Source organism: Xanthomonas sp. F14, from assembly GCF_014199865.1.
In genome coordinates this window covers 265310-284228 of record NZ_JACHOM010000001.1, presented here as the reverse complement: position 1 = coordinate 284228, position 18919 = coordinate 265310, and the positions used below count along the sequence as shown (strand labels likewise).

Below are 18919 nucleotides of genomic sequence, written 5' to 3'. Positions count from 1 at the left end.
CGCCACCACGCATCGCGTTTGATCGGCAACATCGCGCAGTGGGCTCGGCAAACACTGCGGGACCCAGGCTCCGCTCAGCCGCGCACTGCGCGCGTTTACGAACCCGGCGCGCGCTTGCGCGCCTGCAGCGTGGTCCTGATCTCGCGGCCATCCTGCAAGGTAAAGGTCACCGGCACCTGCGCACCTTCCTGCAGCGGCGCACGCGCTTCCATCAGCATCAGATGCAGGCCGCCCGGCGCAAGCGGCACCGACTTGCCGGCCGGCAATGCCAGCTCCGGCATCGCGCGCATGCGGCTGACACCGTTGGTTTGCGTGGTCTCGTGGATGGACACATCGGCAAACGCACTGCTCTTGGCCGCGGTGACCTTCGACGGCTGCGCACAGCCATTGTGGAACTGCCCGAAGCCCGCTGCCATGCCCATGCCACCGGGTGGCGGAATGCGGATCCAGCCGCCCTTGAACTCGGGCAGGCACTGCGCGCCAGCGCCTGCACTTGCCAGCATCACCCATGCACCGAGCACGCGTGCGTACATGCGCTGCCTGCTTCGACTGCCGTCTATCATGACCCAACCTCCAGGAGCCCCGAATGAGCATCCAGATCTTAGACCATGGCCGTCTTCGCGAAATCCGTCTGGCGCGCCCGCCGGTCAATGCACTGGACAGCGCGCTGTGCCAGGCCCTGAGCGTTGCGGTGCAGCAGGCCGGCGAGGAGACCGACGGCATCGTGCTGTCGGGCAGCGAGCGGATCTTTTCCGGTGGCATGGACGTGCCGCACCTGCTGGCGCATGGCACCGACCGCGCCGCATTGCTGGCCAGCTGGACGGCCTTCTTCGAGGCCGCGCAGGCGCTGGCCAACAGCCGCGTGCCGGTGGTCGCGGCCATCGGCGGGCATGCGCCGGCCGGCGGCTGCGTGCTGGCGCTGTGCTGCGACTACCGGGTGATGGCACGCAGCGCCGATACCGCCAAACCGTATGCGATCGGCTTGAACGAGGTGCAGGTGGGCCTGGCTGCGCCGGAAGGCATCCAGCGCCTGCTGCGCCGCGTGGTCGGCGCGCACCGCGCCGAGCGCCTGCTGATCTCCGGGCAGCTGCTGCCGGCCGAGCAGGCGGTCACGATCGGCCTGGTCGACGAACTGGTCGATGGCGAATTGGTCACCGCGCGCGCGGTGGCCTGGCTGCAGGACCTGCAGCAGCTGCCGCGCCAGCCGATGCTGGCCACGCGCGCGATTGCCCGCGCAGATCTGCGCGCGGCACTGGCGCCGGAGCTGATCCAGCTGGAGCGCTTCATCGACGGCTGGTACGCGCCGGATGCGCAGGCCGCCCTGCACGGCCTGGTGGCGCGGCTGCAGAAGGCCTGACGCCGCTCCCGCACGGCGCGCAGGGGGCGGCCCGCTATAATCGCGGTCCGTCGCACGCCCAGGCCAGCCCTTTGTCCGCCACTGCCGAACCCGTCGTCTCCGAACTGATCAGCCTGCTGTCGCTGGAGCGCCTGGAAGACAACCTGTTCCGCGGCCAAAGCCGCGACATCGGCACCAAGTACGTGTTCGGCGGACAGGTGCTGGGCCAGGCACTGGCCGCCGCGCAGGCCACCGTGGACAACGGCCGCCAGGCGCACTCCCTGCATGCCTATTTCCTGCGCGCCGGCAATATCGACCACCCGATCGTCTACGACGTCGACCGCACCCGCGATGGCGGCAGTTTTTCGGTGCGCCGGGTCACTGCGATCCAGCATGGCAAGGTGATCTTCTTCTGCGCGGCCTCGTTCCAGCAGCGCGAAGACGGCGCCGAACACCAGTCCGCGATGCCGGTGGTACCGCCGCCCGAAGACATCGAACCCACCCCGCCGCTGGCGGCGGAGGTGCTGGAGAAACTGCCTGCCAAGGTGCAGCGCTGGCTGTCGCGTGGCGGCCCGTTCGAGTTTCGCCATGTGTTTCCGCGCGACGAACTCAAGCCGCCCAAGCGTCCGCCGTTCCAGCAGATGTGGCTGCGCCTGAGCGACCCGGTCGGCGACGACGTCGGCCTGCACCAGGCCTTGCTGGCCTATGCCTCGGATTTTCAGCTGCTGGGCACCTCCACCTTTCCGCATGGCATCAGCTACTACACGCCGAACGTGCAGATGGCCTCGCTCGATCACGCGCTGTGGTTCCACCGCCCGTTCCGCACCGACGACTGGCTGCTGTATTCGCTCGACAGCCCCACCGCACAGGGTTCGCGCGGCTTGGCGCGCGGGCAGTTCTTCACCCGCGATGGCGTGCTGGTCGCCAGCACCACCCAGGAAGGCCTGATCCGCGTGGTGCCCGACGGCAGCGCGATCGCGGTGCCGGCAAACGACTCGCCATGTTGATCGCTGCACCGCGTTCGTCGCGCGCAGGCATGCTGATGGCCGCCTGCACTTTCCGGCCTGGATCGACGTCCTTGCCGCTCCTTTCTTTCAGCTTGAGCAAGCGCATTCGCAGCGCGCCCTGCTCGGCAATCGCTGGCACTCCTTAAGCATGCGCAAGATCTTCAGCAGTCAACGTATCGAAACCGCCGAAGGCGTGGCCGATCTCCTGCGCAACGCCGGTATCGACGTGCGCATGAGCAACGGCCGCTCCTACGAGAGCAAGCGCAGCGGCCAGTTCAGCTATCTCGAACAAGGCAACGCCCAGGCCTACCCCACGGTGTGGATCGTGCACGCCGACGACCAGCCGCGTGCCCGCGATCTGCTGCGCGACGCACGCCTGCTCGACACCACCCGCCGCGACCTGCCGAATGTGGAGTACACCTTCCGCGACGGCGAAAACGGCTCGAGCACCAATGCGCGCAGCTGGGCCTGGCGCATCCGGCTGGTGCTGCTGCTGGTGATCGGCGCGGTCGCCATGTTCGTGGTGCTGCGCCATCGCAATGCCCCGGATGCGGCCAGGCCAGTGGTACCGCCGGCCGCGCAGCCAGCGCCCGCCACCACCGCACCGCCCGCCGCAGAGGATGACGAAGTGCGTGTACGGATCCAGCCGGCGCACTGAGCGCAGCCACCCGGCGCTGCGCCAGGCGCCACCGCCATCGCCTCGGTCACATCCGCTGCTCGCCTGCGTCATGCTGGGACCAGGACATGGATTGCGCCGATGCACACCGACACGCTGGACCTGATGTTGCAACGCGAATTGCCGGTCGCCGCCGCCGGCTGCCAGCAGGCCTACGGCCGCATCGTGCGCGCCTGCCAGAACACGGTGACCGCCATCGCACTGGCGATCACCCGCGATATCGCCGCCAGCGAAGACATCGCCCAGGAAGCCTTCCTGCGCGCCTGGCAGCGGCTGGCGCAATTGCATCAGCCGGCCAGTTTCCTGCCGTGGCTGCGGCAGATCACCCGCAACCTGGCGCGCGACTGGCTGCGCGCCAACCGGCATCGCGCGCTCAGCGGCGAAGCGGCGGACCTGGCGATCGCGATGGCCGCCGACCCGGCCCCCTCGCCCGCCGACCAGTTGCTGCAGGTGGAAGAAGAGATCGCCGCGCTCGACATCATTTCTGCATTGCCCGAAGAGAGCCGCGAGACGCTGCTGCTGTTTTATCGCGAAGGCCAGAGTTCGCGGCAGGTCGCTTCGCTGCTCGGACTGAGCGATGCGGCCGTGCGCAAGCGCCTGTCGCGGGCACGTGCCAGCGTGCGCGGCGAGCTGCTGCGCCGGTTCGGCGAGTTCGCCCGTGCCAGCGCGCCCAGCGTGGCCTCTGCCACCGCGGTGACCTCGGCAACCCTGCTGGCCGCGCCGGGGACGGCGAGCGCGGCCATCGTGCTGACCGGCATGGGGGGCGCGGGCAAATTAGGCGTGAGCGGGCTGACCGGCTCGGCATTGGGCGGGGGTGGCGCCGCTGGTGCGCTAAGCCTCTGGCTCGGCCTGCCGTCGCTGTTCGCCGCCGGCGCCGTGCTGGTTGCCGGCGTCGGCACGTACTGGTCGTGCTGGTATCTGCTGCGCTTTGCGCAGACCGCCGCCGAAGCAGCGGCGATTCGTCGTTTCCTGCACATCACCACGTTGACGTCGGTGCTGGTGGTGGGCAGCACGCTGCTGCTCAAACGCCTGGATGCCGGCGCATGGACGTCGCTGCTGTTGCTGGGCGCAGGCATGGCGGTGCTCAACTACCAATCCATCCGGGTGCTGCCACGCGTCATGCGCCCGATGCTGGAACGCGATGCGCAACGACGCGGCACCACGCGGGCACCGCTGCTGTATCGCTGCATGTTCAGCCCGGCCGCGATGCTGGTGAGCACGGCGGCGGTCATGCTGCCCATCGTGCGGCACTACATGAAGCTGGGGATGCTCTGATCCCGGCGTGAGCTCATCGCCGCATGCGGCAAGTGCGGCCATTCCAATCAACAAAAACGGCCTCCTGCTTGCGCGGGAGGCCGTTGGTCGATCGGCGCCTTGTTGCGTGTTGCGGTTTACATGCTGCGTGTGACGTCAGTGCTGCCCCGGTCGCAGCACTGCGACCGGGTAAGCGACTGGATGAACTCAGTTGCCCGCGGCAGGCTTGGCCGGCATCGGACGCTTGCCGTGATCGCCATGCTCGCCCTGACCCCAGCGGCCATGCTCGCCGCGCTGCTTGGATGCGGCATCGAACTCGGCCTTGCTCAACTTGCCGTCCTTGTCGGTATCAGCCTTGGCAAACCATTCATCGCGATGCTGCTGCATGCGCAGCTCACGGTCGGCGCGATCGACAAAGCCGTCCTTGTTGATGTCCATCTCATCGAAGCGCGCGGCGAACTTGGGGTCGGCCTTGGCCTCTTCGCGGCTGATGCGGCCGTCCTTGTTGGTGTCGAGCTTGCTCAGCCATTCGCCGCGTCCACCGCGCCCCGGGCCGCGATGATGCGGGCGCTCGTCGCGCGACAGCTTGCCGTCCTTGTTGGTGTCCAGCGTGTCGAACTGTGCGGCCAGCCTGGGGTCGGCGGCGGCTTCGCTGCGATCGATCACGCCATCGCCGTTCTTGTCGAGTTTGGCAGGACGCGGCGCATCGCCGGCTGCGGGCGGAGCGGCGAACACCGCGCCGGTGGACAGGGCAGCCAGCACGGCCAGTGCGAAAAACGGTTTGCGAGACGTCATGAGAAACTCCTGGAATGTGGGAACCACACGCGGCACCTGCATGGGCCGCATCGCGTGGGTGGCGCATCCGGATCCACCGTGCGCTGCCACCAACACCCACATCAACGAGCCATCGGCGTGCGCGTTGACGCGGCAACCGGGCGTATTCATCCGGCGGACAGTCGCCGCCGTTGCGACGCGCAGGCGCTATCCTGACGCCATGGCCATCCACGCCGACACCCATGACGACCTGCGCCTGTTCCAGACCGGCGAGCATGCCTGTGGCTACTGGTCCGAGCGCCGTGCGCGCGACCTGGTGCTGGATCCACACGACCCGCGTCTGGGTGCGATCTATCCGCAGGCCTTGGCATGGGGATTCCGTCGCTCCGGTGATCTGGTCTACCGGCCGCATTGCGAACGTTGCCGCGCCTGCGTGCCGGTGCGCATCGCGGTGGATGCGTTCCGGCCCGATCGCAGCCAGCGCCGCTGCCTGGCGCGCAACCAGGACCTGGTGGTGCGCGTGGTTGCTGCCGAGCGCACCGACGAACAACTCGCGTTGTACCGGCAGTACCTCAAGCACCGCCATCCCGGCGGCGGCATGGACGAGCATGGCGCCACCGAATTCGACCAGTTCCTGATCGGCGGCTGGTCGCATGGACGCTTCCTGGAAATCCGCGAACCGGCGGTGGCGCATGCGCCTGGGCGGCTGCTCGCCGTTGCGGTCACCGATGTCACCGAGCATGCGTTGTCGGCGGTCTATACGTTTTACGCACCGGATGCCACTGCGCGCAGCCTGGGCACCTTTGCGATCCTGCAGCAGATCCAGTGGGCGCAACGCGAGCGCCGCGCGCATGTGTATCTGGGCTACTGGATCGACGGCCATGCCAAGATGAACTACAAGCGCCGCTTCAGCGCGCTGGAGGCCTACGACGGCCGCCAATGGCGCGGGCTTCCTGCCGCTGCACCGGAAGGGTGAACCCCGCCGGGACGACATCGGGCTGTCGTCTTGCACATGCGAGAATATCGCGATGATCAGACCTCTCTTACTGCTTGCGCTGACCGCGCTCTGCGCCGCCTGCGCCCATCAGGCGACCTCTCCGGAGACAAGCGCCAAGGCAACTGCCGCCTCCGCGCCGGCCCAGCTGCGCATCGCGACCTACAACACCTCGCTGTATTCGGATCAGGCCGGCGGCCTGGTGCGCGAACTGCAGGGCGACAGCGCGCATGCGCGCAAGATCGCCGCGGTGCTGCAGCGGGTGCGTCCGGATCTGGTGCTGCTCAACGAGTTCGACTTCGACCCCGAGCACCGCGCCGCCGATCTGTTTCAGCAGCGCTATCTGCAGGTCGCCCAGCCGGGCGGCGGCGCAGCGTTGCGCTACCCGTATCGCTACCTGGCCCCGGTCAATACCGGCGTGCCGAGCGGCCTGGATCTGGACAACAACGGCAGCGTCGGTGGCGATGGCCGCACCCGCGGCAACGATGCCTGGGGTTACGGATTGCATCCCGGCCAGTACGGCATGCTGGTGCTGTCGCGCTACCCGATCGACACGCAGGCGGTGCGCAGTTTCCAGTTGCTGAAATGGAGCGCGCTGCCGGGTGCGCTGCGCCCGACCGACCCGTCCAGCAAACAAGCGTTCTATCGCGACGCGATCTGGGCGCAACTGCGGCTGTCGTCCAAATCGCATTGGGACGTGCCGGTGCGCACGCCGCTCGGTGTGGTGCACGCGCTGGTCTCGCACCCCACCCCGCCGGTGTTCGATGGCGCCGAGAAGCGTAACGTCGCCCGCAACCACGACGAGCTGCGGCTCTGGCGCGAGTATCTGGACAATCCCAAGGACGCCAGCTGGCTGTGCGACGACCAGGGCCGCTGCGGCGGGCTGCCCGCCGATGCGCGCTTCGTCATTCTCGGCGACCTCAATAACGACCCGGTCGACGGCGCCGGCCGGCACGATGCGATCCGCGCCTTGATCACGCACCCGCGGGTGCTGCAGTACCCCACGCCGCACAGTGCAGGCGGCCCGGAAAAAACCGCCGCATACGCCGCGCAAGGCATTGCCCATGCGGGCGACCCGCACCAGGTCACCGGCGACTTCGGGCCGCAGGCGGGCACGATGCGGCTGGACTACGTGCTGCCTTCGCGCCAGTTCACCCTGGTCGGCAGCGGCATCTTCTGGCCCGCCAGCGCCACGCCGGAAGCGGCGATCGCCGATGGCAGCGATCATCATGCGGTTTGGGTGGATGTGGCTGGGGCGCAGTGATTCGGCAACGGTGATTCGGGATTGAGGATTTGACGCGTCGGGTGGTTGCTTGTGTCGTGGCGCGATTGCGGCTGGTCGCCGCAACCGCGCCATGACCCGCGCAGCGCTCAGTCCAGCCGGATCTGCACTGCCTCTGCGGCTACCCGCGCCTTCTCGCGCGCGGCGTCGATGCTGTCGGCACGCGCCAGCGTGACGCCGACGCGGCGGTGACCGTCCACGCGCGGCTTGCCGAACAGGCGCAGTGCGGTGTCCGGGTCGCGCAAAGCCTGCGCGACATTGTCGAAGGCCGGCACGCCATGACCGTGCGCCAGCAGCGCGCACGAGGCCGACGGGCCGCTCTGACGGATCACGCCGCCGTTTTCCGCACCGACCGGCAGGCCGAGAATCGCGCGCGCGTGCAGGGCGAATTCGCTCAGCTCCTGCGAGACCAGCGTGACCAGGCCGGTGTCGTGCGGGCGTGGCGAGACCTCGCTGAACCACACCTCGTCGCCCTTGACGAACAATTCCACGCCGAACAGGCCCAGACCACCCAGGTCGTCGGTGATGGCCTGCGCGATCTGCTGCGAGCGCTGCAAGGCGGCCGCTGACATCGGCTGCGGCTGCCAGCTCTCGCGGTAGTCGCCGTCCTTCTGCCAATGCCCGATCGGGTCGCAGAACGAGGTACCGCCGGCATGCCGCACGGTCAGCATGGTGATCTCGTAATCGAAGTCGATGAAGCCCTCGACGATGCAGCGGCCGGCACCGGCACGTCCGCCGGTCTGCGCGTAGTCCCAGGCCGCCTCGATGTCCGCCTCGCTACGCAGGGTGCTCTGGCCCTTGCCCGAGGACGACATCACCGGCTTGACCACGCACGGCAGGCCCACCGCGGCGATCGCCTCGCGATACTCGGCAGCCGTGTCGACGAAGCGATACGGCGAGGTCGGCAGGCCCAGTGTTTCGGCAGCCAGGCGGCGGATGCCCTCGCGGTCCATGGTCAGGCGTGCGGCGCGCGCGGTCGGGATGACCCGCTGGCCCTGCTCGCGTTCCAGCGCGAGCAGCGTTTCGGTATGGATCGCCTCGATCTCCGGCACGATCAGATGCGGCTGCTCCCGGGCGATCAGCGCGCGCAGTGCCTGGGGATCGAGCATATCCAGCACGTGCGAACGGTGCGCCACCTGCATCGCCGGCGCGTCGGCATAGCGATCGGCGGCGATCACTTCCACCCCGAAGCGCTGCAATTCGATCGCCACTTCCTTGCCCAGCTCGCCCGAGCCCAGCAACAACACGCGGGTGGCGGAAGGCGACAACGGCGTGCCGAGAGTAGTCATGAGCGCAGTCCAGATCGGGAGGGGGCCGCCATTCTAACGGGCCGTCACCATGGCCGCCGGCTGCGCGACTTGCATCGACTGATATCACTTTGATATCTTTTTTCCACTCCCCAAGGACACCCACCTCATGAAAGAGAAGCCGATCAGCTCACTGCCGGGCATCCCGGTCATCCTCGCCGCTGGCGCCGCGTTCGCGGGCGCCGCCTGGTTCATTCTCACGACCCTGGCGGCCGGCAGCCCGACTCCAGCCGGGCTCCTGATTGCGCTGCTGGTGGTGGCGGCGGGCATCTTCATGCTGGCCGGCCTGTACACGCTGGAGCCGAACCAGGCGGCGGTGCTGAGCCTGTTCGGCAAGTACGTCGGCACTGTCAAGGACCCGGGCCTGCGCTGGAACAGCCCCTTCTACGCCAAGCGCCGGGTCAGCCAGCGCGTGCGCAACTTCGAGAGCGGCCGGCTCAAGGTCAACGAACTGGACGGCAGCCCGATCGAGATCGCTGCGGTCATCGTGTGGCAGGTGCTGGACGCTTCCGAGGCGGTCTACAACGTCGACGATTACGAAAGCTTCGTGCATATCCAGTCCGAAGCGGCGCTGCGCGCGATGGCCACCAGCTACCCGTACGATCAGCACGAAGACGATCAGATCTCGCTGCGCAGCCATCCGGCCGAAATCAGCGAACAGCTCAAGCGCCATCTGGACGAGCGCCTGACCCAGGCCGGCGTGGACGTGATCGAAGCACGCATCAGCCACCTCGCCTACGCGCCGGAAATCGCCCAGGCCATGCTGCAACGCCAGCAGGCCAATGCGGTGATCGCCGCACGCACGCGCATCGTCGCCGGTGCGGTGGGCATGGTCGAAATGGCGCTGGCCGAACTGCAGAAAAACGGCGTGGTGCAGCTGGACGAAGAGCGCAAGGCGCATATGGTCAGCAACCTGCTCACCGTGTTGTGTTCTGATCGTGGTACCCAACCGGTGGTCAACGCCGGCTCGCTGTATTGAGGTGATGCAATGAATGTCATGGTGCCGTTGGTCGTCGCGCTTTCCGGCTTGCCTGCGTTGGCAATCGCCGCCTCCATCGGTGCGGACGACGACGACCGCGCGCGCGGCCTGGGGCTGCGCTGGGCCCTGATCAGCCTGGTCATCCTGATCGGTGCTGCCTGCCTGTACTGGGCCGGCGACAACCGCGCCGGCATCTACGCGGTGGTGATCGGCATGCTCGTCGGTGTGAATGTGTTGATCGTGTCGATGGTGATGCACCTGCGCCGCCACAGCGGCCGCCAGGAGCGCGAGTGAGCGAGAAGAAGGCCTATCCGCTGCGCATCAACGCCGACGTGCTGGCCGCCGCGCAGCGCTGGGCCGACGACGAACTGCGCAGCCTCAACGCGCAGATCGAATACGTACTGCGCGATGCGCTACGCAAGGCCGGGCGCCTGCCGAAGCCGCAGGGCGACAAGGACGCCGATGCCTGAAAGTAAGCCCGGTTGAGAACAAGCACAGGCGTGAGTGATCGTCAGAACGGATCAGCTTCCGCTCGCATGCATCCGCCCCGCCGCCGCTCAGCGGAGCATCTTTATCGCTGCAGGCAAGCGTTCGCGCCGCTCCGGACTGGCAGCCCTCACGTGGCACCCGCTAAGCTGCGGCGATGCGCAACTCCCCACGCTTTCTGCTCAACACCTCCGACATCGAACTGTGGCCGGCAGACCTGCCGCGTGCGCGCGGCAATGCGGATGCACGCGTGCTGGCGCAGGCCGACTGGCTGCTGCGGCGCAAGCGCGACGGACGCTACCTGGCCGCGCATCTGCCGCAGGGCGTGATGCCGTTGATCCCGCGACTGGCGTACGAGCCGGGGCTGGACGAGGCACTGGCGCTGCTGGAACTGCCAGGCGGGCGTGCATCGGACCGTACGAACACGCTGTTGCCGGTCAGCGGCGTGCAGCAGCGGCTGGCGCAACTGGAAATCGACGTGGAGGCGTATCCACGGCAGACCGGGCTGAGCCTGGTGGCCGAACCTGCTGCCCTGCACTTTGCCGGACGCGATCGTTTTGCACGGCCGTTGTGGCTCAGCGCCGGCGCAAGCCGTGCATGGCGGCAGATGCAGGCCGACGCTGCACGCGCTGGCGTGCTGCTGGATGCGTTGTCCGGGTATCGCAGCCACGATTACCAACTGGCGATCTTCGAACGCAAGCTGGCGCGCGGCCTGACGGTGCCGCAGATCCTGGCGGTCAACACCGCACCCGGCTTCAGCGAGCACCACAGCGGCGATGCACTGGATATCGGCACGCCCGGCGAGCCGCCGGTGGAAGAATCCTTCGAGACCACGCCGGCCTTCGCGTGGCTGCGCGACAACGCGGATCGCTTTGGCTACCGGCTGAGTTATCCGCGCGACAATCCCTACGGCATCATCTACGAGCCCTGGCACTGGCGTTGGTCGGCGGCGTAATGCGCGCGGCAAGCCGCACGCACCGCGCAATCCAACGCCCTACTCCTGCGAGCGCGGCGTCGGCACCTTGGCTGCCACGCTGAAGTCGGCAATCTTCCATAGATAAAACGCCGCGTAGCTGCGGTACGGGCCCCAGCGTTCGCCACGGATGGCCAGTTCCTTCGGCGTGGGCATCTGTTCCTGCCTGTCCACGCGCTGGGCGCCCTTGCGCACGCCCAGGTCATCGACGGGCAGCAGATCCGGGCGCCCCAGGCGGAACATCAGCATCATCTCCACCGTCCAGCGGCCGATACCGCGCACCGGGATCAGCGCCTGCACAATCGCTTCCTCGTCCATGAAGGCGAGCCTGCGCAGGGAGGGAATCTCGCCATCGCGCTCGCGGCGCGCCAGATCGCGCAGCGCCAGCGACTTATTGCCGGACACGCCACACGCGCGCAGTGCCGCGTCGTCGATGCGACCGAGCGTGTCTGCATGCAGGCGCGACGCACCGATGGCCGCTTCCACCCGCGCCACGATCGTCGATGCGGCCTTGCCGCTGAGTTGCTGGAACAGGATCGCGCGCGCCAACGCGTCCACCGGATCGAACGGCTTGCGCCAACCCGGCTGCGCGGTGATCGGGCCGATGCGCTTCATCCACGCGCCCAGCGCACGATCGCGCCGGCTCAGGTACGCAAAGGCGGCCTCCACATCGAATCCGCGGGTATGGCGCGGCATGCTCAGCGCCTCAACGCGCCGATCGCCAGCACCGCCCAGCCCAGCATCAGGCTGACGCCGCCCACCGGTGCAAGGCTGGTGGGCCAGTGCAGCAGCGCGCCGCCGACCAGGCTGCCGGCAAACAGCAGCGTGCCGAGCAACAGCAGATACAGGCCGAGCCGGCCAAGCGCGCGCGTTTCGGTGGCGCCGAGTACCGTCAGCACGGCACCGTGGCCAAAGGCATACAGCGCTGCCAGTTGCAGCCGCGATTGCACCAGCGCATCGGCCACCCCATGCGAGGCATAGGCCGACAGGCCCACCGCGCTGGCGGCCAGCAAGGCGCCGCAAAACGCCAGCAGCGACGGATGTTTCTTGCGACGTTCGAGCAGTGACATAAAGGCGATTCCATTGCAGCGCCGTGGCGCAAAAAAAAACGCGCCGCAGGACTGCGGCGCGTTTTCGTCTGGATCAGATCATCGTGGTGAGACGATTACTTGATGGCCCAGTAGACGTCGTAGGTACCGTCCTGCGTAAACGACTTGTCTACGCCGCCCTTCCACGACTCGTACGGACGCTCGGTCACGTCGTTGCCGTTGGTGGCAGCCCAGGCACGCAGGGAGCTACGCACTGCGTCCAGGCCGGCCATGTGGCCTGCGTAGGTCGCAAACGCGGAACGGTGTGCCTTGGTGCGCTCGTACTTGACCGGTGCTTCCGACGGGATGTTGACCTTCAACTCCTCGCCCGCTGCAGCAACCGGGGTTGCATCCACAGGTGCGGCAGCCGCGGCGTCATCCTTCTTGGCATCAGCCTTGGCGGTGTCGGCCTTGGCATCGGTCTTCGGCGCGCCACCGGCACGCTTGCGGACCGGCTGCACGACGTCGAACGCGTACTTGTCGCTAGCGAAGTCAGTGGTCACGATGCGGACCGGACCAGCAGCCTCGAGGCCGTTGGCGTCCATCACGCGCTTGATCCACTCCTGGTTGTCCTTGATCGACTTCTTGATCGTCTCGTTGTCACGATCGATGTTGCCCGCGTTGACGACCAGCAGGTCCTCGGCCGGCACATCGACGAGCTTGAGATCGCTCAACACCGGCTTGCCGTCGAGCTGGGCGCGGTAGTCGAAATTCGGCACGGTGGCCAGTGCGGTCGCCAGACGCGACAGACCCAGCTTCAGGTCGTCGCCCACGTGACGGCTGACATACAGGCCGGCATAACGACCGAACAGGTTCCAGCCGTACTTGACGCTGTAGTCCTGGGTGATCTTGACGTTCTTGTTGTTCTTGCCGGTTGGCGCAAGGGTGAAGTTGGTGACTTTGTCGTAGCCCTTGGTGGGATCGTCGATCGAAATCTCAACACGCTCGTTCTTGACGCTGTTGGTGATCTCCCAGCTGCCGTCGCCGATGTAGCCTTCGGTGGAGCTGTATTCGACGCGTGCACCCTTGCCCTCGTTCGGGCCGACCAGCTTCAGCTGGATCTTCGGGTCACGCAGCACAAGCGGGTTCCAATCCTTGAAACGACGGAAGCTGTTCACGGTGTCGTAAACAATCGTCATCCTGCGGTTGGTCTCAACACTCTCGGACATCTGCCGCTCCGAGGGCAACACCAAGCCCACCACGACAAACAAGCCAGCCACGATCCCCAAGGCGATCAGGAACTCGATAATACGGGTCATTCAGGAGGTCTCCGGGGCCGATCCCACGGCCGGGTTGAGTGAAGCGAAGCCGCCATCCTAGCAGGCTTCGAGAAAGATGTTCAGTTGTGCGACGGGTAGCGCGGTCTTGCGGTGTCATCCACCGCGCAACCGCGCAGCCCATGACTGCGCAACCCCAACCTGCACAAGGGTTTGGTCAGATTGCGCGCAGCTATCATGCACATCGCGCGATGCCTGTGTGTGATGCGATTGCCGCCGGCGCCACGTTCTGCCTCCCGGCCGCGTGCGTGATCAGGTCGGAAACGACCAGACCACCCCGCCGGGTGCCCTGGCGTACGCGCAGCGTCGCGCACGCGTGGCCGCCATGCCGCACGCCGCGCCGCCTGCGCTGCCGATCAGACCAATTGCAGCTCGAAGGCCTTCAGCACCGCGCGGGTGCGGTCACGCACGCCGAGCTTGGACAGGATGTTGGAGACGTGATTCTTGATGGTGCCCTCGGCCACGCCCAGCGAGTTGGCGATCTCCTTGTTGGAGAAGCCACTGGCCATCAGCCGCAGGATCTCGGTCTCGCGGTCGGTCAGCGGATCGGGCCGGTCCAGGCTGACGAACTCGTTGCGCATGTGCTCCAGGCCCGACAGCAGGCGCTGGGTCACCGCCGGCTGCACCAGCGAGCCGCCGTCGGCCACGGTGCGGATCGCGCCGACCAGTTGTTCCAGCGAGACGTCCTTGAGCAGGTAGCCCTTGGCGCCGGCCTTGAGCCCGGCCAGCACCAGCTGGTCGTCGTCGAAGGTGGTCAGGATGATGGTCGGCGGCAGCGTGCCGTTGCGCGAGAGCATCTGCAGCGCCTCCAGGCCGGACATCACCGGCATGCGCATGTCCATCAGCACCACGTCGGGCTGGACCTGCGGGATCTGCTCGACCGCCTGCTTGCCGTCCGAGGCCTCGGCCACCACCTCGATGCCGTTATCCAGCGCCAGCAGCGAGCGGATGCCCTGGCGTACCAGGGTTTGGTCGTCGACCAGGCACACACGGATCATCAGAACACTCCTTGAGTCACGGCCGCAGGCATCAGTGCCGGCGCGCCTGGAACGGAGATGCGCAGGCCGAAGCCGTCACCCCGCCGGGTTTGAATCTCGAGCTGCCCACCATACTGGTTCAGCCGCTCGCGCATGCCGCGCAGCCCGTTGCCGGGCGCCACCGTGTCGGCGCCGTGGCCATCGTCGCGCGCGTCGATCAACACGGTGTCGGCATCGCGCCGCACCTGGATCCACAGGTTGCGCGCACCGGCATGGCGCACTGCATTGGTGATGATTTCCTGGGTACAGCGCAGCAGCACGTGGGCGCGCTCGGGGTCGTCCAGGGTCAGCGGCTGGGCGATGTCCAGGTGGATGTCCAGCGACGGCACCTGGGTCACCAGCGGGCGCAGGGCCGCTTCCAGGTCGATCGCGCCGCTGTCGCGCAGGTGGCTGACCGCTTCGCGCACATCGGTGAGCAGCAGCTTGGCCAGCGTATGCGCCTGGCGCACGTGTTCCTGGGCCTGGCCGTCGGTGATGTGGCCGGCCACTTCCAGGTTCAGGCTCAGCGCGGTGAGGTGGTGGCCAAGCAGGTCGTGCAGCTCGCGCGAGATGCGGGTGCGCTCGTTGACGCGGGCGCTTTCGGCCAGCAGCGCGCGCGTGGCGCGCAGCTCGGCATTGAGCCGGCGCTGTTCTTCGCGGGCATCGGTCTGCTGGCGCGCGACCAGGCTGGTCACGAAGATGAACATCGAAAAGCCGCCGTACAGCAGCGACTGCATCAGCGCGGCGAACAGGGTGAAGTCCGGGCGCAGGTAATAGAACACCGGCAGCACCGCCAGCTGGCTGAGCACCAGCCAGGCCACGCCGATGCGTAGCGGCAGCAGCCAGGGGATCACCCCGGCCGCCACCATCATCAGGATGCTGCCCAGCCCGGTGCCGCTCAGATAGCTGACCGCCAGCGCGAAGATGGTGAGCAGCAGCAGGATCAGCCGGTCGTACCAATGCGCATGGCCGCCGCTGCTCAGGCCGCGGGTCAGCCAGAAGTAGCTGGCGCCGAAGCCGACGAAGAACGCCGACATCAGCAAGCCTTCGGCCACGCTGCGGTGGTCGCCCTCTTCGGCGGCCGGCCAATAGGTGTACACCAAGGGCATGGCGATCATTGCCCAGGTGAACAGGCCGGCGAAGCGCAGGACGCGCGTATGACTGAGGTATCCCAACATGCAGGCATCTTAGGCGCTCGCCGGGCGGCTGCCCTCTTGCCGGAAGTCATGCATACGCGTGGCATGGCGCGACGGCCCTGGTAGCAGGAGCTGCCGGCGTCGGCATGCTGCAGTCGGCTCTCATGCCTGGCTGGCGGCACACAGCGGGTCGCCGCTTCAGGCCACGCATGCAATAATCCGACGCAGATCCGATTTCGGGTCGAGAGCGTTACCCCACGGAGTCCCAATGTCGATCGTTATCCGCGACGTGCGCGAGCACGAGCTCGATTCCGTCCTGGCCCTGAACAACAATGCCGGACTGGCAATCCTGCCGCTGGATTCAACCAAGCTGCAACGTTTCTACGAGCAGGCCGAATATTTCCGCGTCGCCGAGCGCGACGGCAACCTGGCCGGGTTCCTGGTCGGGTTCGGCAGCGGCAGTGCGCATGACAGCAGCAATTTCGCCTGGTTCCGGGACCGTTACCCGGAATTCTTCTATATCGACCGCATCGTGGTCGCCAGCCGCCGTCGCGGCGGTGGCGTCGGGCGTGCGTTCTACGCCGATGTGCAGAGCTACACCGAGTTGCGCTACCCGCAACTGGCCTGCGAGGTGTTCCTGGACCATGGCGCCGATGCGGCGCTGCTGTTCCATGGCAGCTTCGGCTTCCGCGAGGTCGGCCAGAACACCATGGCCGATGTCGAGGTGCGCGCCAGCATGCTGATGAAAGACATGTGCAGCTATCCGTGGGTCAAGGAGACCTATGCCGGCAAGTTGCCCGACCACCTGCCGTGGGTCGGCCGGCCGCGTCATGCCGCCGCCACCGACAACCCGTCGATGGGGAGCTGAGGCGTGGCGAGCGTGAATGTGGATTTTGAACAGGCCGGCGAACTGAAGATCGGCCAGGTGGGCATTGCCAACCTGCGCGTGCGCACGCTGGACGTGCCGCGCCTGGTGCGCGAGATGCGCGAGCGCGTGATCCGCGCGCCGAAATTGTTCGGACGCGCGGCGGTGATCCTGGATTTCGGCGGTTTGTCGCAGGTACCGGACCTGGCCACGGCCAAGGCGCTGCTGGACGGACTGCGCGATGCCGGCGTGTTGCCGGTGGCACTGGCCTACGGCACCAGCGAGATCGACCTGCTCTCGCAGCAGCTCGGCGTACCGCTGCTGGCCAAGTTCCGTGCGCAATACGAGCCGACCGCGGTGAGCCCGCCGCCGCCCCCGCCACCACCGGCGCGTGCCGAACCCGCAGCGCCCGCGGCGCGGCCGGCGCCTGGACGCATGCAACGCAACGCGGTGCGCTCGGGCCAGCAGCTGTATGCGGAGAACTGCGACCTGACTGTGCTCAGTACGGTCGGTGCCGGGGCGGAGGTCATCGCCGACGGCAGCATCCATATCTACGGTACCCTGCGTGGCCGCGCGTTGGCCGGCGCCCAGGGCAACCCTGACGCGCGCATCTTCTGCCGCGACTTCCACGCCGAACTGGTTGCCATCGCTGGCCACTACAAGGTGCTGGACGATGTTCCCATGGACCTGCGTGGCAAGGCCGTCCAGGTCTGGCTGGAGCAGGATCAGATCAAGATCGCTGCGCTGGACTGACGCAGCCCAACCACAGAAATATTCGGAGAAATCCTTTGGCTGAAATCATCGTAGTCACCTCCGGCAAGGGCGGCGTTGGCAAGACCACCACCAGCGCGAGCCTGGCCTGCGGGCTGGCACGGCGCGGCAAGAAGGTCGCCGTCATCGACTTCGACGTCGGTCTGCGCAACCTGGACCTGATCATGGGCTGCGAGCGGCGCGTGGTGTACGACTTCGTCAACGTCGTGCATGGCGAAGCCACGCTCAAGCAGTCGCTGATCAAGGACAAGCGCTTCGACAACCTGTACGTGCTGGCTGCCTCGCAGACCCGCGACAAGGACGCGCTGACCCAGGAAGGCGTGGAGAAGGTGCTCAAGGACCTGGCCGCCGACGGCTTCGACTACATCGTCTGCGATTCGCCCGCCGGCATCGAGAAAGGCGCGTTCCTGGCGATGTATTTCGCCGACCGTGCGGTGGTGGTGGTCAATCCGGAAGTTTCCTCGGTCCGCGACTCGGACCGCATCATCGGCCTGCTCGATTCCAAGACCCGCAAGGCCGAGCAAGGCCAGACCGTGCCGGCCTTCCTGCTGCTGACCCGCTACAGCCCGGGCCGCGTGGAAGGCGGCGAGATGCTCAGCATCACCGACGTGGAGGAAGTGCTGGGGCTGAAGGCCATCGGCGTGATTCCCGAATCCGGCGATGTGCTCAACGCCTCCAACAAGGGCGAGCCGGTGATCCTGGATGCCGAGTCCCCGGCCGGCCAGGCCTACGACGACGCGGTCGCCCGCATCATGGGCGAAGAGCGCCCGATGCGATTCACATCCGTGGAGAAGAAAGGCTTCTTCAGCAAGCTGTTCGGAGGGTAAGCATGGGCCTGCTCGATTTTCTCAAGAGCAAGAAGAACACCGCCGAGACGGCCAAGAACCGCCTGCAGATCATCATTGCGCAGGAGCGCAACCACCGCGGCGGGCCGGATTACCTGCCGCTGCTGCAGCGCGAATTGCTGGAAGTGATCAAGAAGTACGTCAACATCGACGCCGATGCGGTGCGGGTTGATCTGGTCAAGGATGGCGAGCATGACGTGCTCGATATTTCGGTTGCCTTGCCCGAAGACGGCGACAAGTAAGCGTCCCCTGCGGCACCGTGTTTGCACGGTGCCGCCTTGACGGCCCGAACCGACCGCGAGCCTTTGCGTGTGACCATCGATTCCTCTCCCAGCCCCGAGCCAGCCAGCGTGTTGTGCGTGGGCGATATCGGCCTGGACGCACCGGCCGCGCTGCTCGCCCGCTATGGCCTGCGCCTGCATCGCGTGGAAGCCGGCGCGCCGATCCCTGGCAGTTTCTGGGGCGAACCGGAAGCCGGCATCATCGGCTGCGATGTCTATGTGCGTGACGACACGCCGGTGCATTCGCTGTTGCACGAGGCCGGGCACCTGATCGTCCTGCCGGCCGACAAGCGCGCGGCTGTGCATACCGACGCCACCGATTCGGTGGATGAGGAAGACGCCACCTGTTATCTGCAGATCCTGCTGGCCGAGCAATTGCCGGGCGTGGGCAGCGCGCGCCTGATGACCGACATGGACACCTGGGGCTACACCTACCGGCTGGGATCCACGCGCGCCTGGTTCGAGCAGGACGCGGAAAATGCGCGCAGCTGGTTGAGCGCGCGCGGTTTGCTGCCGGCCTGAGTGCCCGCGCCGTGGTCGAGGGGCGTTGCGCTGGATGCGGCTCTCGAGAT

23 protein-coding genes are annotated in these 18919 nt (G+C 67.1%); 15 read left to right on the top strand and 8 right to left on the bottom strand.

Annotation, left to right across the window (positions count from 1 at the left end; all coding sequences use genetic code 11):
- Positions 1–95 precede the first annotated feature (95 nt).
- A complete protein-coding gene (locus tag GGR73_RS01305; protein WP_456362907.1) occupies positions 96–533 on the bottom strand; it encodes a copper chaperone PCu(A)C in 438 nt (145 codons plus the stop codon).
- 53 nt (positions 534–586) lie between these two features.
- On the opposite strand from GGR73_RS01305, the gene GGR73_RS01300 reads away from it, so the two are divergent.
- The 4 genes from GGR73_RS01300 to GGR73_RS01285 all read left to right on the top strand — a co-directional run bounded on the left by GGR73_RS01300 (position 587) and on the right by GGR73_RS01285 (position 4294).
- Positions 587–1357, top strand: coding sequence for an enoyl-CoA hydratase/isomerase family protein (locus GGR73_RS01300; RefSeq protein ID WP_046342022.1), 771 nt, complete (start codon positions 587–589; stop codon positions 1355–1357).
- 71 nt (positions 1358–1428) lie between these two features.
- Positions 1429–2343 carry an acyl-CoA thioesterase II gene (gene tesB / locus GGR73_RS01295; RefSeq protein WP_016901707.1) on the top strand — a complete coding sequence of 305 codons (915 nt, stop codon included), beginning with the start codon at positions 1429–1431 and terminating at the stop codon, positions 2341–2343.
- 148 nt (positions 2344–2491) lie between these two features.
- A complete protein-coding gene (locus GGR73_RS01290) occupies positions 2492–3001 on the top strand; it encodes a putative signal transducing protein (RefSeq protein WP_184455321.1) in 510 nt (169 codons plus the stop codon).
- 99 nt (positions 3002–3100) lie between these two features.
- Positions 3101–4294, top strand: coding sequence for a sigma-70 family RNA polymerase sigma factor (locus tag GGR73_RS01285; protein WP_184455319.1), 1194 nt, complete (start codon positions 3101–3103; stop codon positions 4292–4294).
- Positions 4295–4480: 186 nt separating this feature from the next.
- On the opposite strand, the gene GGR73_RS01280 is transcribed toward GGR73_RS01285, so the two are convergent.
- Positions 4481–5218 (bottom strand): EF-hand domain-containing protein, encoded by a 738-nt coding sequence (locus GGR73_RS01280; protein WP_456362906.1) that lies wholly within the window; start codon positions 5216–5218, stop codon positions 4481–4483.
- Between GGR73_RS01280 and GGR73_RS01275 the strand changes: the two genes are divergently transcribed.
- Entirely contained in the window at positions 5109–6023 is a 915-nt protein-coding gene (locus GGR73_RS01275; protein ID WP_046342018.1) for an arginyltransferase, read from the top strand. The two genes, GGR73_RS01280 and GGR73_RS01275, sit on opposite strands and share 110 nt — an antisense overlap.
- A 52-nt stretch (positions 6024–6075) precedes the next feature.
- Positions 6076–7305 carry an endonuclease/exonuclease/phosphatase family protein gene (locus GGR73_RS01270; RefSeq protein ID WP_226426676.1) on the top strand — a complete coding sequence of 410 codons (1230 nt, stop codon included), beginning with the start codon at positions 6076–6078 and terminating at the stop codon, positions 7303–7305.
- A 107-nt stretch (positions 7306–7412) separates the two neighbouring features.
- On the opposite strand, the gene purT is transcribed toward GGR73_RS01270, so the two are convergent.
- Complete coding sequence (gene purT / locus GGR73_RS01265) at positions 7413–8612, bottom strand: formate-dependent phosphoribosylglycinamide formyltransferase (protein ID WP_184455315.1); 1200 nt, start codon at positions 8610–8612, stop codon at positions 7413–7415.
- A gap of 127 nt (positions 8613–8739) precedes the next feature.
- Here purT and GGR73_RS01260 point away from each other — a divergent pair, with 127 nt between their 5' ends.
- The 4 genes from GGR73_RS01260 to GGR73_RS01245 all read left to right on the top strand — a co-directional run bounded on the left by GGR73_RS01260 (position 8740) and on the right by GGR73_RS01245 (position 11050).
- Positions 8740–9609: an SPFH domain-containing protein gene (locus GGR73_RS01260; protein ID WP_184455313.1), complete on the top strand. Its 870-nt coding sequence runs from the start codon at positions 8740–8742 to the stop codon at positions 9607–9609.
- A 9-nt stretch (positions 9610–9618) separates the two neighbouring features.
- Entirely contained in the window at positions 9619–9903 is a 285-nt protein-coding gene (locus GGR73_RS01255) for a hypothetical protein (protein ID WP_016901699.1), read from the top strand.
- Positions 9900–10079, top strand: a complete 180-nt coding sequence (locus GGR73_RS01250; RefSeq protein WP_024939461.1) for a hypothetical protein — start codon at positions 9900–9902, stop codon at positions 10077–10079. Before GGR73_RS01255 ends, GGR73_RS01250 begins: the two co-directional genes overlap by 4 nt.
- Before the next feature lie 173 nt (positions 10080–10252).
- Entirely contained in the window at positions 10253–11050 is a 798-nt protein-coding gene (locus tag GGR73_RS01245) for a M15 family metallopeptidase (protein WP_184455311.1), read from the top strand.
- Positions 11051–11089: 39 nt separating this feature from the next.
- Here GGR73_RS01245 and GGR73_RS01240 read toward each other — a convergent pair whose 3' ends face one another.
- The 5 genes from GGR73_RS01240 to GGR73_RS01220 all read right to left on the bottom strand — a co-directional run bounded on the left by GGR73_RS01240 (position 11090) and on the right by GGR73_RS01220 (position 15627).
- The gene (locus GGR73_RS01240; protein ID WP_184455309.1) at positions 11090–11764 is read right to left on the bottom strand and encodes a DNA-3-methyladenine glycosylase family protein; all 675 of its coding nucleotides are present in this window, start codon (positions 11762–11764) and stop codon (positions 11090–11092) included.
- 2 nt (positions 11765–11766) lie between these two features.
- Positions 11767–12138 (bottom strand): DUF423 domain-containing protein, encoded by a 372-nt coding sequence (locus GGR73_RS01235; protein WP_039815377.1) that lies wholly within the window; start codon positions 12136–12138, stop codon positions 11767–11769.
- A 95-nt stretch (positions 12139–12233) separates the two neighbouring features.
- Positions 12234–13415, bottom strand: a complete 1182-nt coding sequence (locus GGR73_RS01230; RefSeq protein ID WP_024939464.1) for a polyketide cyclase — start codon at positions 13413–13415, stop codon at positions 12234–12236.
- 374 nt (positions 13416–13789) lie between these two features.
- Entirely contained in the window at positions 13790–14431 is a 642-nt protein-coding gene (locus GGR73_RS01225) for a response regulator (protein WP_016901693.1), read from the bottom strand.
- The gene (locus tag GGR73_RS01220) at positions 14431–15627 is read right to left on the bottom strand and encodes a sensor histidine kinase (protein WP_016901692.1); all 1197 of its coding nucleotides are present in this window, start codon (positions 15625–15627) and stop codon (positions 14431–14433) included. Before GGR73_RS01220 ends, GGR73_RS01225 begins: the two co-directional genes overlap by 1 nt.
- Positions 15628–15853: 226 nt before the next feature.
- On the opposite strand from GGR73_RS01220, the gene GGR73_RS01215 reads away from it, so the two are divergent.
- From GGR73_RS01215 to GGR73_RS01195, 5 genes are all read left to right on the top strand, one after another.
- Complete coding sequence (locus GGR73_RS01215) at positions 15854–16453, top strand: GNAT family N-acetyltransferase (protein WP_054590901.1); 600 nt, start codon at positions 15854–15856, stop codon at positions 16451–16453.
- A gap of 3 nt (positions 16454–16456) precedes the next feature.
- Positions 16457–17203 carry a septum site-determining protein MinC gene (minC, locus tag GGR73_RS01210; RefSeq protein WP_184455307.1) on the top strand — a complete coding sequence of 249 codons (747 nt, stop codon included), beginning with the start codon at positions 16457–16459 and terminating at the stop codon, positions 17201–17203.
- 35 nt (positions 17204–17238) lie between these two features.
- Positions 17239–18048 (top strand): septum site-determining protein MinD, encoded by an 810-nt coding sequence (gene minD / locus GGR73_RS01205; protein ID WP_046342008.1) that lies wholly within the window; start codon positions 17239–17241, stop codon positions 18046–18048.
- Between the two features lie 2 nt (positions 18049–18050).
- Positions 18051–18308: a cell division topological specificity factor MinE gene (gene minE / locus GGR73_RS01200; protein WP_005994583.1), complete on the top strand. Its 258-nt coding sequence runs from the start codon at positions 18051–18053 to the stop codon at positions 18306–18308.
- 69 nt (positions 18309–18377) lie between these two features.
- Positions 18378–18869, top strand: a complete 492-nt coding sequence (locus tag GGR73_RS01195; protein WP_102252572.1) for a hypothetical protein — start codon at positions 18378–18380, stop codon at positions 18867–18869.
- Positions 18870–18919: the final 50 nt, after the last annotated feature.